Origin of the sequence: Staphylococcus succinus (assembly GCF_029024945.1) — a bacterium.
Classification (GTDB): Bacteria; Bacillota; Bacilli; order Staphylococcales; family Staphylococcaceae; genus Staphylococcus; species Staphylococcus succinus.
Genome location: NZ_CP118976.1, coordinates 1,150,771 through 1,166,239, shown reverse-complemented (window position 1 = coordinate 1,166,239; position 15,469 = coordinate 1,150,771). Strand labels below are relative to the sequence as shown.

At 34.2% G+C, this 15,469-nt stretch carries 11 protein-coding genes; 5 read left to right on the top strand and 6 right to left on the bottom strand.

What is annotated here, in order from left to right; genetic code table 11:
* Positions 1 to 79: 79 nt before the first annotated feature.
* From PYW31_RS05730 to serA, 3 genes are all read left to right on the top strand, one after another.
* A complete protein-coding gene (locus tag PYW31_RS05730; RefSeq protein ID WP_046836712.1) occupies positions 80 to 520 on the top strand; it encodes an SACOL1771 family peroxiredoxin in 441 nt (146 codons plus the stop codon).
* A 168-nt stretch (positions 521 to 688) separates the two neighbouring features.
* Entirely contained in the window at positions 689 to 1,849 is a 1,161-nt protein-coding gene (locus PYW31_RS05725) for a pyridoxal-phosphate-dependent aminotransferase family protein (RefSeq protein WP_046836713.1), read from the top strand.
* On the top strand, positions 1,842 to 3,458 hold the full coding sequence (gene serA, locus PYW31_RS05720) for a phosphoglycerate dehydrogenase (RefSeq protein WP_046836714.1): 1,617 nt from the start codon (positions 1,842 to 1,844) through the stop codon (positions 3,456 to 3,458). The genes PYW31_RS05725 and serA overlap by 8 nt, the downstream gene beginning before the upstream one ends.
* A gap of 177 nt (positions 3,459 to 3,635) precedes the next feature.
* On the opposite strand, the gene PYW31_RS05715 is transcribed toward serA, so the two are convergent.
* From PYW31_RS05715 to PYW31_RS05705, 3 genes are all read right to left on the bottom strand, one after another.
* Positions 3,636 to 4,757, bottom strand: coding sequence for an HAD family hydrolase (locus tag PYW31_RS05715; RefSeq protein WP_046836715.1), 1,122 nt, complete (start codon positions 4,755 to 4,757; stop codon positions 3,636 to 3,638).
* 221 nt (positions 4,758 to 4,978) lie between these two features.
* Positions 4,979 to 6,472: an N-acetylglucosamine-specific PTS transporter subunit IIBC gene (gene nagE, locus PYW31_RS05710; RefSeq protein ID WP_046836716.1), complete on the bottom strand. Its 1,494-nt coding sequence runs from the start codon at positions 6,470 to 6,472 to the stop codon at positions 4,979 to 4,981.
* A 177-nt stretch (positions 6,473 to 6,649) separates the two neighbouring features.
* Positions 6,650 to 7,270 (bottom strand): lysophospholipid acyltransferase family protein, encoded by a 621-nt coding sequence (locus PYW31_RS05705; RefSeq protein WP_046836717.1) that lies wholly within the window; start codon positions 7,268 to 7,270, stop codon positions 6,650 to 6,652.
* Between the two features lie 166 nt (positions 7,271 to 7,436).
* Between PYW31_RS05705 and PYW31_RS05700 the strand changes: the two genes are divergently transcribed.
* A complete protein-coding gene (locus PYW31_RS05700) occupies positions 7,437 to 8,738 on the top strand; it encodes a S1C family serine protease (protein WP_046836718.1) in 1,302 nt (433 codons plus the stop codon).
* Positions 8,739 to 9,004: 266 nt separating this feature from the next.
* On the opposite strand, the gene tyrS is transcribed toward PYW31_RS05700, so the two are convergent.
* On the bottom strand, positions 9,005 to 10,267 hold the full coding sequence (gene tyrS / locus PYW31_RS05695; RefSeq protein ID WP_046836719.1) for a tyrosine--tRNA ligase: 1,263 nt from the start codon (positions 10,265 to 10,267) through the stop codon (positions 9,005 to 9,007).
* A gap of 406 nt (positions 10,268 to 10,673) precedes the next feature.
* Here tyrS and PYW31_RS05690 point away from each other — a divergent pair, with 406 nt between their 5' ends.
* A complete protein-coding gene (locus PYW31_RS05690; protein ID WP_046836720.1) occupies positions 10,674 to 11,585 on the top strand; it encodes a transglycosylase domain-containing protein in 912 nt (303 codons plus the stop codon).
* A gap of 52 nt (positions 11,586 to 11,637) precedes the next feature.
* Here PYW31_RS05690 and PYW31_RS05685 read toward each other — a convergent pair whose 3' ends face one another.
* On the bottom strand, positions 11,638 to 13,305 hold the full coding sequence (locus PYW31_RS05685) for a formate--tetrahydrofolate ligase (RefSeq protein WP_046836833.1): 1,668 nt from the start codon (positions 13,303 to 13,305) through the stop codon (positions 11,638 to 11,640).
* A 285-nt stretch (positions 13,306 to 13,590) separates the two neighbouring features.
* Positions 13,591 to 15,300: an acetate--CoA ligase gene (gene acsA, locus PYW31_RS05680; protein WP_046836721.1), complete on the bottom strand. Its 1,710-nt coding sequence runs from the start codon at positions 15,298 to 15,300 to the stop codon at positions 13,591 to 13,593.
* Positions 15,301 to 15,469: the final 169 nt, after the last annotated feature.

Sequence of the window (15,469 nt, the reverse complement as noted above, 5' to 3'; positions counted from 1 at the left end):
AAGTAATTCGCCTCTCTTTCTTTATTTCTTACGTTCGTCTAAACTTAAGTTATCACAAATAAATTGGAGGTCAATTGTTATGGTTCAACATGAATTTAAAGTCAGTACACATTGGACAGAAGGCCGTGAATCAGTAGGACAGCTTAAAGGTGATATATTAAACGAGCAAATTTCTATTCCTGCTGGTTTAGGGGGCAATGGGACAGGGACAAATCCTGACGAATTACTCGTTTCAGCTGCATCATCTTGTTATATAATTTCACTAGCTGCGGTATTAGAACGCGCTGGATTTACAGATATTGAAATACAACAATCTTCTATTGGTACAGCTATATTTGAACAGTCAAAATTCCGAATGGATAGAATCACTCACTATCCTGAAATATATGTTTCAAAAAATCAAAAAGATATGCTATCCAGAAAAATAGAAAAATTATTAAAAGTTGCAGATAACAATTGTATGATTTCAAATTCAATTAAAGGTAACGTTTCTGTAAAAATCGAACCAATTTTAAAATAATTTTAAAAAATTTTTTATACTTATTAAAAAGTGGACACTATAACGATGTATGCCCTTACATTTGCTGGTTTATAGTGTTCATTTTCAATAAGTTGTAACTTTTGCACTTTTATATTGTCTGAAAATTTGCTAAACTTATACAATCTTACTCAATGGGGGAATTACAAAATGAAATATTATCATCCTTTGTTATTAACACCAGGACCTACACCTGTACCAGAACAAATTTTACACGCTACACAAGAACCAATGGTCGGTCATCGATCAAGTGATTTTGAAACAATTGCTGAAGAAGCGTTTCGTGCACTTAAACCAATATTCGGCGCACAAAATGATGTAATGATATTAACATCAAGTGGTACAAGCTCTTTAGAAGCTAGCATGTTAAATATAGCTAATCCTGAAGATGATATTGTTATCATCGTATCAGGTGCTTTTGGTAATCGTTTTAAACAAATAGCAGAAACATATTATGATAATGTACATATTTTTGAAGTTGAATGGGGAGAAGCTGTAAATGTCCCTGATTTCATCGATTTCTTAAAATCTCTAAATACAACTGTAACAGCTGTTTATAGTCAATATTGTGAAACATCAACGGCTGTTGTTCATCCAATTAATGAATTAGGCCACGCTCTTAAAACATATGACGAATCAATTTATTTTGTTGTCGATGGTGTAAGTTGTATCGGTGCGGTCGACGTTGACTTACAACGTGATCAAATAGACGTCCTTATTTCTGGTAGTCAAAAAGCAATCATGTTACCCCCAGGCTTAGCATTCGTAGCATACAATGATCGTGCTAAAGAACGCTTTAGTCAAGTGACTACACCACGATTCTATTTAGACTTAAACAAATATTTAAAATCATTAGCTGATCATTCAACACCTTTTACCCCAAATGTTTCATTATTCAGAGGTGTAAATGCTTATGCTAAGTTAGTTGAAGAAGAAGGCTTTGAACAAGTTATTGCACGTCACTATGCAATACGAGATGGTTTAAGAGAAGCACTTAAGGCTTTAGACTTAGACTTACTTGTTAAAGATGAGTTTGCCTCACCTACTGTTACAGCTTTAATACCTAAATCTAAAGATGAATTAAATTTCATCAAAAAAGAACTTAAAGATCGTTTCTCTATCACAATCGCTGGCGGTCAAGGTCACCTTAAAGGAGAAATATTGCGTATTGGTCATATGGGACAAATTTCACCATTTGATATTTTACAAGTAGTTTCTGCTTTAGAAATTTTATTATCAGAATTTAGAAATGAATCTTATATTGGTAAAGCAATTACACAATACATGGAGGTCGTAAAAGCATATGTATAAAATTTTAGTCTCTGATCCAATTTCACCTGAAGGTTTAAAAAGTTTGTTTGACCATAAAGACTTTGAAATTGAAACAAATACAGAATTAAATGAAAGCGAATTAATTGAAAAAATTGTGGATTTCGAAGGTTTAATCGTTAGAAGTCAAACACAAGTTACTGCTGATATTATCGCAGCTGCGCCTAACTTAAAAGTTATCGCTAGAGCCGGTGTAGGTGTTGATAACATTGACGTAGATGCTGCTACAAAACATGGTGTCATCGTTATTAATGCGCCAGATGGCAATACGATTTCTGCGACTGAACATTCTATGGCCATGATTTTATCAATGGCACGTAACATTCCTCAAGCTCACCTATCATTAAAAGATGGTAGATGGGATCGTAAAACATTTAGAGGAACAGAACTTTATAATAAAACACTTGGCGTTATTGGTGCAGGTAGAATTGGTTTAGGCGTTGCGAAACGTGCACAAAGTTTCGGTATGCATATTTTAGCTTTTGACCCTTATTTATCTGAAGATAAAGCAAAAGAATTAAACGTAACGCGTGCAACGGTAGAAGAAATTGCTGAACAAGCTGACTTTGTAACTGTTCATACCCCATTAACACCTAAAACGAAAGGCATTGTTGGAGAAGCATTTTTTGAAAAAGCTAAGCCTACATTACAAATTATTAACGTAGCACGTGGCGGTATTATTGATGAAGAAGCATTACTAAAAGCATTAGACAATAATCAAATTCAGACAGCTGCTATCGATGTGTTTGAAACAGAACCAGCAACTGAATCACCACTTGTTAAGCATGACAAAGTGATTGTTACCCCACACTTGGGTGCCTCTACAGTTGAAGCACAAGAAAAAGTAGCGGTTTCTGTCGCTAATGAAATTATTGATATATTTGAAAATGGTAATGTCTTAAACGCAATTAATGCTCCGAAAATGACTTATAGCGAAATTAACGACGAGTTAAAACCTTATATCGAATTAACAAAATTAACAGGTGAAGTTGGTATTCAATTACTTGAAAAAGCACCACGTGAACTCCAAATTAAATATGAAGGTGATATTGCACTTGATGACACAAGTTTATTAACGAGAACACTGGTTTCTGGTGTGTTACGCCAAGATCTTGGCGAACGCGTAAACCTTATCAATGCATTAGTGCTTCTTAATGAGCAAGGCGTTTCTTATAACATCGAAAAAAATACAAAACACCGTGGCTTTAGTAACTATATTGAGTTAACTTTAATCAATAAAGATACTAAGATTACTATCGGTGCCACTGTACTTAATGGCTATGGTCCAAGAATTGTACGTATCAATGACTATCCTGTAGACTTTAAACCTGAACAATATCAACTTGTTGTTAACCATACAGACAAACCAGGCATTGTTGGACATACAGGACAAATCTTAGGTGAATATAATATTAATATCGCTTCTATGCACTTAGGCCGTACAAATCAAGGTGGTAATGCTCTAATGGTACTATCTATTGACCACCCTGTTAATGAAGATGTAATTAACAGCTTATATAGCATCGAAGGTTTCAATTTAGTTCGAAATGTAGAATTAGATATAGTAAATGAACCAAGCTATAATATTTAATAACGTAATTCCACCTAAATAATCTGTTATTTTATATACACAGCGTAAAAAAGCTGGAAGATTTTCTTAATTGAAAACCTTCCAGCTTTTTATATTGAATAACATCGTTTTAAATAAATATAAAAAAACACATGCAAGCCGCCTACTACGTATACGTCCTACATGTGTATGAATGCTTTATAAAAGAATCGCTCTTATCTCACCTACGTGATCTACGATGTGCTCTGCACCATAACTTTCTAATTCTTCACGCGCATCGGTTCCTTTCAATCCTGTTAATGGCCCAATAAACGTTGCTCCAATTTTTTTAGCACTTAATAAATCTGCTAATGAATCGCCTACAACAAAAACATCATTTTTTTCTACACGATTTTCTTGATTGGTTGCATATTTTTCATAATTTTCCAGATTATTACCTTCTAAAGTAGCTAAATAACTAAAAGGATTCGGTTTCCCTAACGGTTTTAAGTTTGGGTAACGATCTTCAGCAATAAGTACTTCGCTTGCAGTAACAATATGTTGGTCATCAAAAAGATCTTTAATACCGATTGTATCAAATGGTACTAAGGTTTCAGTTCTTGGTCTACCAGTTGCAATGGCAATGTGGTAACCAGCTGCCTTTAAGTCTTCTAGTAATTGTTTAATTTCTTCTACAGGTCTTAAAACTACTTCTTCATATATGTAACCTTTTTTAAATTCAGAACGGTTTGGTTTGTCCTCTACTTTATTAAAAAGTTTATAGCCAAGATACCATTCTTGATAAATTTCTTGAGCAAATGTCCAAAAAGAACTCTTTAACTCAAAAATCGCTGTTTGATCTGTATTTAGACTTTCACCTGCAAATTCCACTAATGTTTGGTAGATGTTATCCTTTCCTGAACTTACACCATCCAAAAATGATAACGGTGCTGCAAAATTAAGTTCTACATCTGTTACATTTTCACCAACAAATTGTAATGTCTCTTGGTTGAAGTTCTCAGATTGTAATACTCCCATCAGTTTATCTTCCGGTAATACTTTGCATAGTTCTATAAAATGAATAGCAAGAACTACAAATAGCATATCCCAATTTGAATTTAAACCAAGCGATTTTAACTTAGTTAGTATTTCATCATGATAAAATACAATATCTCTTATTTCAGTTATTTGTTGGTCACTTAAACCATCAAATTGTATTGAAGAATCCAGTCCAATGTACGCTTTACTCATTAATATTTCATAAACAGTTAATGCAGAAACATCGAAACACCTTTCTTCACTTAAAAACACACCATCTACATCAAATAATACCGACTTCATCCTACCTACTCTCCTTTAATCAGAAAATTCTGATACTAGTATATCGTACTATTTACATGTGAAAAGCGCAAATGTATTTTATTCTTTTTTCCAAAATAATATAAATAATAACCATACATAAAATAAATAAAAATATGCCTTTCAACAATTGCACACTTTTCCGTGCTTTTCTTGAAAGACATATCTTATACTAATCATCCAATTCGCTTGTAATGGGCTTTTTAATTCACAGATTCCATTTGATTTTCTATTTCGTCTGCTACTTGTTGTACTTGCGTACCAATAATAACTTGAGTATTATGCTTACCACTGTGCGTCACCCCAACAGCTCCAGCACTTTTTATCTTGGTTTCATCCACAATACTATTATCGTGTAACTCCATACGTAAACGTGTCGCACAATTTGTAAGCGACATAATATTATCTTGACCACCCAAGCCCTCTAAAATTTGGGCAGCTGATTTTGAATATTTATTTGTAGCTTGTGTTAATCCATCTTCTGAACTAGCTGTTTCTCCTGTAGAAGCTTCTTCTGAAGTCGGATCTGGTAATAAATTATCTCCACGTCCTGGTGTATTTAGTTTTAGAAACTTAATTGCCATTCTAAATACTACATAATAAATTACAAAGAATACAAGTCCTTGTACTAACAGCATAAATGGATAGTTAGCAACTGGGTTAATCAGTGAAAGTACAAAGTCAATGAGACCCGCACTAAAGGCAAACCCTGCTGTCCAGTGAAATAATGCTGCGATAAATAATGATAGACCTGTTAAAAATGCATGTATGACGAAAAGTATAGGTGCAACAAACATGAATGCAAATTCAATTGGCTCCGTTACACCAACGAAAAAGGCTGAAATCGCACCTGCTAACATTAAACCGTATACGCGTTTTTTCTGTTTTGTTTCAGCAGTATGATACATTGCTAAAGCTGCTGCAGGCACACCAAACATCATTACTGGGAAAAAGCCGGCCATATAACGGCCCGTTTCACCTTTGACTGCGCCATCACCAGTTTGGAATTTAGCAATATCATTAATACCTGCTAAATCAAACCAAAATACTGCATTTAAAGCATGATGTAATCCTGTTGGTATTAATAATCTATTAAAGAAACCATATAGAAAAGCACCAAACGGTCCTAAATCTATAATCCATGTACCAAACGTTACAATGGCTGCATATATAAGCGGCCATACAAATAGCATAATCACAGCTAAAATAATACTAAAGAACGCTGTTAATATAGGTACTAAACGTTTACCACTAAAAAATGATAATGCTGCTGGTAATTCTGTTTGACTAAACTTGTTATAAGTATAAGCAGCTATTAAACCTACAAATAATCCTATTAACACATTAGAATTATTCATTTGTTCGAAAGCAGCATCAACATGTGACTGCTTTACACCTAATAGTGGTGCTAATTTCTCTGGACTTAACACGACTGTCGTTAAAAAGAAACCTACTGTTGCAGCTAATGCAACTGCTCCGTCATTTTTCTTGGCCATTCCAAGTGCAACCCCGATTGCAAATAAAATACCCAATTGATCAAGTATTGTTGTCCCTGCCGTTGTGAAGAAAGTAGCGACTGTCGGTAAAATACCAATCGCCGTTAAAGCATTCCCTATTCCAGCAATAATAGCCGCTGCTGGTAGTACTGCAACAGGTAGCATGAGTGACCTACCTAATCTTTGTAAGAAACTAAACATATTCATTCCCCATTTCCTAGCTCGCATTCACACAAACAAACACCACATGCACAAGTTGTCCACGTGGTGTTTGTAAACGCTATACTAGCTGTCATTGTACAGTTATATAATAACATAACTTATTCAACAATCGTATTCTAATTTAGAAGTCAACGATTTTGAATTTAGTCTACACTTTTACTTAATATTTACGTATGCATCCAATTCTTGTTGCAATTGCTTTGTTCTATTTTCCAATTCTTTTGTTAAATATTCTAATTTTTCATTTCGTTTCATATCTTTTGGTAAATGTTTTGTCTCAATGGGTTCACCAAATTTTATGATAGCTTTTCCAGTAATAAGCCCTTTAATTTCATTTGGGCCTACATATGCAGCTGGTAATATCGGTGCTTGGGCCATCATAGCAATGGTTACTGCTCCTCTTTTTAAAGGTGCACCCTCATCATATTTTTTACGTTGACCTGTAGGGAAAATACCTACCGTTTTATTTTCTTTCAATAATTTAATTGGTCTTTTTAAAGTACTTGGACCCGGATTATCTCTGTCTACAGGAAAAGCATTTAATGACGTTAAAAATCTACCAAACCATTTATTATTAAATAATTCTTTCTTAGCCATATAATGGATTTGGTTAGGATATATAGCCGTTCCGAGCATGATTACTTCATTATAGCTCTCATGCGTACAAGTAACTACATATCTATGTAACTGCGGTATGTTTTCTTTACCCTGTACTTCTAAAGAATTACTTAGTTTGACTATAATGAGCTTCAACAAGCCACTAATCAGTTTATACATTTCTCCACCTACTTCATTTTCCTTTTAATACCCTATTGATTTTATCATTTAGTTAACTTATGGACAAGAAAATTAATATTTCAGTCTAAAGTCGTATGGTGATATACTAGAAAAAGTATTCAAATCCTATCATAATAGGATTTAGAGAATGAATTGGAGGTTTACTATGTCTAATAATGATAATCACTCAAACGGAAATCAACATTATGAGCAAGCACAACAGCCCTTTAAAGGTGAGCAGCGTTCGACAAACAAACCCAAATTCCCATGGTTTAAAACAATGGTCGTCGCATTAATTGCTGGAATTATTGGTGCTCTCATTGTGTTAGGGGTTGGAAAGTTCATGGAACATACCGTATTAGATGATGATGGTTCTTCTGTAAAAGAAACATCTAATAGTACGAATGGTGGTAATACACTTGATGGAAAAAGTGAAAAATATGATTCTGTCAACCAAATGATTAACGATGTATCACCTGCTATTGTAGGCGTAATAAATATGCAAAAAGCGCAAAACTTAGATGCTTTATTAAAAGGTAAATCATCTAAATCACAAGAGGCAGGCGTTGGTTCAGGAGTAATTTATCAAAAAAATAATGGTTCTGCGTACATCGTAACAAATAACCATGTTATTGATGGTGCAAGTGAAATTAAAGTACAATTACATAATTCTAAACAGGTTGAAGCAAAACTCATTGGTAAAGATGCATTGACTGACATGGCAGTTTTAAAAATAGATGATACAAAAGGTACAAAAGCAATTGAATTTGCGAATTCCTCTAAAGTTAAAACAGGCGATAGTGTTTTTGCAATGGGTAATCCACTTGGTTTAGAATTTGCGAATTCAGTTACTTCTGGTATCATATCTGCAAGTGAACGTACGATTGATACACAGACTACAGCTGGTGCAAATAAAGTAAATGTATTACAAACAGATGCCGCTATTAATCCAGGTAACTCTGGTGGCGCATTGGTTGATATTAATGGAAATCTTGTAGGTATTAATTCTATGAAAATTGCTAATGAACAAGTTGAAGGCATTGGCTTTGCAATACCTAGTAACGAAGTAAAAGTTACTATAAAAGAACTTGTGAAGCATGGTAAAGTTGAACGCCCTTCAATTGGAATTGGTTTGCTCAATTTAAGTGAAATTCCAGATGAATATAAAGCGCAACTTGATACCAAACGTAAAGAAGGTGTTTATATCGCCAAAGTTGATGAGAATAATGGGCTCAAAGAAGGCGACATTATTACCGCTATCGATGACAATAAAGTAAAAGAAGATACAGATTTACGTAACTACTTATATCAACAGAAAAAACCGGGCGACACAGTCAAACTCACTTTAGAAAGAAAAGGTAAGGTCCAGACTGTTAAGGTCGATCTTAAAGAACAAAAATCCGCTTCAACACAATCAAGCAACGAAGATAGTGAAGACAGTTCTGAAAGTGCAAACCCTTTTAATTAACGATTCTAACTCAATAAACCATGGGTAAAATATCTTAATGTAATGCAGATAAACCAAACACTTTTCAGTGTTTGGTTTATCTTTTTATTTATTAAATTAAAATTCAGAATAATAACGGTTGGTTTTCAGATGATTTGAGCAGTCGCTTTTACAAAACATCTGTGTAAGACCATAATCCTAGACATGTGCAACAAAAAACTGCCAACAAAATCCTCGACTTTGTTGGCAGTTTGAAAGAATTCATCCATTTACTGCAAATCATCTTTTTATCTATAGTTAATCATAAAGTATTTCTTTTTGCCTCGACGAATAATCGTAAATTCGTTTTCAATTTTATCGTCTGCCGACAACTCAAAGTTTACATCTTGTTGTCTTACACCATTCACGTAAATTGCCCCATTGTTCACATCTTCACGCGCTTGACGTTTAGATGGTGAAATACCAGTTTCAACAATAGCTTCTACAATATTCGTAGTATCATTACTTAATTCAACTTGAGGTACATCTTTAAAGCCTTCTTTCAATTCCTTAGCAGAAAGTGCCTGTAAATCACCAGCAAACAACGCTTTTGAAATACGCATCGCATCATCTAAAGCGTCTTGACCATGAATAAAACGTGTCACATTTTCAGCCAAAGCTTTTTGCGCTTCACGTAAATGTGGCGCTTCAATTAATGATTGTTCTAAAGTTTCAATTTCCTCTTTGCTTAAGAAAGTAAAGTATTTCAAGAATTTGATGACATCTTCATCAGTAGTATTAATCCAAAATTGGTAGAATTCATATGGGCTTGTTTTGTCAGCATCTAACCAAACAGCGCCACCTTCAGTCTTGCCAAATTTCTTACCATCTGATTTTACAACAAGCGGAATCGTAAGGCCATATGCTTCTGTTTGACCATACATTCTACGCATTAATTCTATACCGCTTGTAATGTTACCCCATTGGTCAGAACCACCTACTTGAATTTTACAATTATATGTTCTATTTAAATGCCCAAAGTCTATAGCTTGTAAAATGGTATAAGTAAATTCAGTGTATGAGATCCCATGTTCTAGACGTGTCTGGATAGAATCTTTACCTAACATGTAATTTACACCTACATGTTTACCATAATCTCTTAAAAAGTCTATCAACGATATTTGACTAAGCCAATCTCTATTGTTTACAAGTTTAGCACCTTTATCAGTATCAAATTCGAAAATTTTATGCATTTGTTCATTGATACCTTTAACATTTAATTCAACTTGTTCTTCAGTTTGTAATGTACGTTCTTCAGATTTACCAGAAGGATCACCAATCATACCTGTACCGCCACCAACTAACACAAGTGGTCTATGACCATTCTCTTGGAAACGTCGTAATGTTAAAAATGGTAATAAATGACCAATGTGTAAACTATCAGCTGTTGGATCGGCACCGCAATACAATGTAACTTGTTCTTTATTTAATAATTCTTCAATTCCTGATTCATCTGTCTGTTGATAAATCAAGCCTCTCCATTGTAAGTCTTCTAATAATGCGTTTGTCATTTTATCAACCTCCTATTTTACTTAAGATATCTCTTTGTATAAGAATTAGTAACCTTTAACAACATTCATAACGTTGACGATGGAACGAATATCAAAAAACATAAAAACGCCCTTACAAATTAATGTAAGGGCGCATGCGCACGGTACCACCATACTTAAGTCAAACAACTTTATTAATGATACGTTCATTAACTTAAACGTTTGGATTGTTAAACAGTCAAAGGTGTATTCGTATAGAAGAAAATGTTAGTTCACAGCTACCACTAACTCTCTGAAGATTTTCTATATATACTACTTTTCCTTTATCCAAAAACGATATCGAATTGATATTAATTATAAGTAACTCTATTTTAAAAGTCAACATCATAAATTATGTTATAATATTGCATACACAAGGAGGATGCATATGGCGCGTCAAACATATGATAAAAGTGTTCAAGATAGCAACGAGATACGACCATTTCATAGATATGAAATAGTTTATAAAAAAATAAAACATATATTTTTAGGCTTGTTTACAATTTTTACATGTACCTTTCTCATACTTATGGCAATATCAGTGTTTTATTTTCAACATTTAACTGATACAACGATTCATCTGTCAGATAAAGATTTGAGATTGAATTTGTTACATATTGTTGGCGACGAAGATATTGATAATACTAAGCGTAATATCTTAGAAGAGTATAATCATTCAACCAATACGCTTATTGTCGGACCTAACCAAGTTAGTCCAAATGTCATTAAAGCACTGACCTCTTCTGAAGACAGCTTATTTTTTTACCATAATGGCATTTTACCGAAAGCCATAGTGCGTGCCGTTGGGCAAGATATCTTTAATACTGAAGCTCCCACGGGTGGTAGTACCATTACACAGCAACTCGTAAAAAATCAACTACTGACTAACGAAAGAACATATGACCGAAAAGCGAATGAACTTGTACTTTCTATGCGCGCCGAACACGTGTTAACCAAAGATGAAATTATTTATACGTATTTAAACATCGTTCCCTTTGGACGAGATAACCATGGTTCTGATATAACAGGTATTGCTTCAGCTTCATATAGTTTGTTTGGAAAATCAGCAACAAACTTGAATATTGCTGAATCTGCTTACCTTATCGGTTTGCTTCAAAGTCCATACTACTATACACCTTATACTGAGGATGGTTCATTGAAACCTGATCAAGAGATAAAGATCAGTTTAAATCGTCAACATTATGTACTTAAACGCATGTTAGTCGAAGAAAAAATCACGCCTGATGATTTTAAAAATGCTGAAAAATATAACGTACAACAACATTTAATTACAAGATAAAAGGACGCATGTATTTATTACCATGCGTCCTTTTATCATAATGGCTTCAACTTTAAAATAAACCTACTGCATGTCCATCATCTGTAACATCCATATTTAATGCTGCTGGTTTCTTTGGTAGACCTGGCATCGTCATAATTGCGCCTGTTAATGCAACTATAAATCCAGCACCTGTCTTGGCCTCCAATTCACGAATCGTAATTTCAAATCCTTCTGGAGCACCTAACTGTGTGGCATCATCAGAAAATGAATATTGCGTTTTAGCCATACAAATAGGATAATTATCCCAACCATTATCTTTAAACTGTTGTAATTGTTTTTGTGCCTTACTGCTAAAGGTAACTTTAGAGCCACCATATATTTCTCGTACAATTGTTTCTATTTTCGTTTCAAGCGGTTGATTAAGTTCATATAAATGTTTAAAGTTTTGAGGTTCATCGATAACTTCTAAAACTTCATTGGCTAAATCAATACCTCCATTGCCGCCCTTTTCCCAAACCTCAGTTAAAGCTATACGTATACCATTGTCTTTGGCCCATTTTTGTACAAATTTCGTTTCTTCATCTGTATCATGGATAAATGCATTTAAAGCAACTACCGGCTCCAATCCATATTTTCTAACATTTTTAACATGACGTTCTAAATTAACAATTCCTTTTTCAAGTGCTAACACATTTTCTTCTTTAAGATTATCTTTCTCTACACCACCATGCATTTTAATAGCACGAATTGTTGCCACTACAACGACGGCTGAAGGTGTAAAACCTGCTTCTCGAGCTTTAATATTAATGAACTTTTCAGCGCCTAAATCTGAACCAAAACCTGCTTCTGTTACTACGATGTCTGCCAAGTCTCTAGCAGTTTCAGTAGCTAAAATAGAATTACAGCCATGTGCAATATTCGCAAATGGCCCACCATGTACAAGTGCAGGCGTGCCTTCAATTGTTTGTACAAGATTAGGTTTAATCGCATCTTTAAGAATCATAGCCAATGCACCTTCAACTTTTAAATCAGCAACTGTAACTGGCTGACGTTCACGTGTATAACCAATAGTAATATGGCTTATTTTCACTTTTAAATCTTTGATATCATTTGCTAAACATAAAATAGCCATTATTTCAGAAGCCACAGTAATATTGAAACCATCTTCCCGTGGCACACCTTGTGTAGGACCACCTAAACCAACGATAACATTACGTAAAGCACGATCATTCATATCTAATACACGCTTCCATTCTATTCGGCGTTGATCAATACCTAATTCATTCCCTTGGTGTATATGATTATCTATAAATGCTGAAAGTGCATTATTTGCAGTCGTAATTGCATGAAAATCACCGTTAAAGTGCAGGTTGATATCTTCCATTGGTAATACTTGTGCATATCCTCCGCCTGTAGCTCCACCCTTTATACCAAATGTTGGTCCTAAAGCAGGTTCTCGTAATGCTACCATAACGTTTTTCTTAAGTTGATTAAATGCATCAGCTAACCCTACAGTAACAGTTGATTTTCCTTCCCCAGCCGGTGTTGGGCTCATAGCTGTCACCAATACTACGTTTCCCTTGCCATTATGCTGTTGAACTTGATTAATATCAATCTTAGCTTTATAGTGCCCGTATGGTTCTAATGCATTTGACGGAATACCTGCCTTTTCAGCAATTTCTCCAATTGGTTTTAGTGTTGATTGATTCGCAATATCTAGATCAGATAAATGTGCCAAATTCACTCGTCCCTTCTTAATTTAAATATCCTTCGTATTTGTAACAAAAACGGTAAGTCCTTATATCATTATACTAACCAAATTCAGATATATTGTCGATAATTAAAGATAGCGCTTCCATATAATTTGTATATAAAATCGTAAACATTATACTATTTAGTACTTTTACTTAACATTTTACACAAAAACCTCTTTTGTACTATATACAAAAGAGGTTTTCTTAAAATAATTAAACACGACTATAGTTTATCAATCATTTCGCCTTTAATATCGCTATATTATATTTTAGTCTTCCATCGTACTTAAATCTCCTGCGGGTAAGTCGAGTTCCCAAGCTTTAAGTACACGGCGCATAATCTTACCTGAACGTGTTTTTGGTAATTTATCTTTAAACTCTATTTCTCTAGGTGCAGCATGTGCGGCTAAGCCTTCTTTAACAAATTTACGAATTTCTTCTTTTAACTCATCACTCGGTTCATATTCTGGACGTAAAGCAACAAATGCTTTAATAATTTCACCTCTGATAGGGTCAGGCTTACCAATCACTCCTGCTTCTGCTACTGAGTCATGTTCTACTAGTTTAGATTCTACTTCAAATGGTCCTACACGTTCTCCAGCTGTCATAATTACATCATCTACACGACCTTGGAACCAATAATAACCTTCTTCATCTTTGTATGCAGAATCTCCTGAAACATACCAATCTCCAATAAAGTATGAATCATATTTTTCCGGGTTCTTCCAAATAGACACCATCATAGATGGCCATCCTTTTTTAATAGCAAGATTCCCCATTCTATTTGCCGGTAGTTCATTCCCTTGATCATCTACAATTGCTGCTTCAACACCAGGTAAAGGTTTGCCCATAGATCCTAATTTCACATCCATCGTTGGATAATTCACAATCATATGGCCACCTGTTTCCGTCATCCACCAAGTATCTAACACCCGTTTGCCGTACACATCTTTAGACCATTTTATAACTTCAGGATTCAATGGCTCTCCTACTGATAAAATCAATTTAAGTGATGATAAATCATACTTTCCAACAATATCATCTCCTGCACTCATTAGCATTCTTAATGCAGTTGGTGCAGTATACCAAATAGTGACTTTAAACTCCTCAATCATGCCATACCATCCCTCAGGTGAAAATCTTCCACCTGCAATACAATTTGTTACACCATTTAACCATGGGCTAAAAATACCATATGATGTACCTGTAACCCATCCAGGATCAGCCGTACACCAATATACATCATCATCCTTAAAGTCTAATACAAACTTACCAGAAATATAATGTAACAACATGGCTTTTTGTGCGTGTAAAACACCTTTAGGTTGGCCAGTTGAACCAGAAGTATAATGTAATATCAGTCCATCATCTAAAGTTAACCATTCCGTTTCAAAATCATCACTTGCTTTTACAAATTCTTTATTAAAATCAACATATTCATTTTCAACATTGTCGTCCACGACAACGATAGTTTCTAAATTGGGTAATTGATCTTTAGGTATACGTGGTAATAATTCATTAGTCGTTATTATGACCTTAGCATCGCTATTTTCTAATCGATCTGCAACTGCCTTTTCCATAAATGCTTCAAATAAAGGACCTACTATCGCGCCAATTTTCAATATGCCAAATAGAGCAAAATATAGCTCAGGCGTTCTTGGCATAAAAATAAAAACACGGTCTCCTTTTTCAACATTTGCTTGTTCTTTTAATACATTAGCAGCTTTGTTTGAATTAGATTTCATTTCACTGAAAGTATAGCTTTCTTTACGTTTTTCATCTTTATAATGTAAAGCAATCTTATCACTTTTACCTTCTTCAACATGACGATCAATACATTCATGTGCCATATTCACTTTTCCAGTGTCATACCATGAAAATACCTTTTCAACTTCCTTCCAATCAAAGTTGTTATATGTTTTATCATAGTCTTGAAGGTTAAAATTTCCGTTTTCCCCTTGATATACTTCTACTTTCATTTTAAATCCCCCTCTTAATGAAATCGTTTACTTAAAATTTATTATAACGAACATTTTCGGAATTTTCAAAATAATACCGTGTAAACAAATACATTTAATGTTATTTTAGCTTTAATTCACTTATAATATAGTTAATTAATATTGTTTGCTGTATTCTTATGCGGTAGTT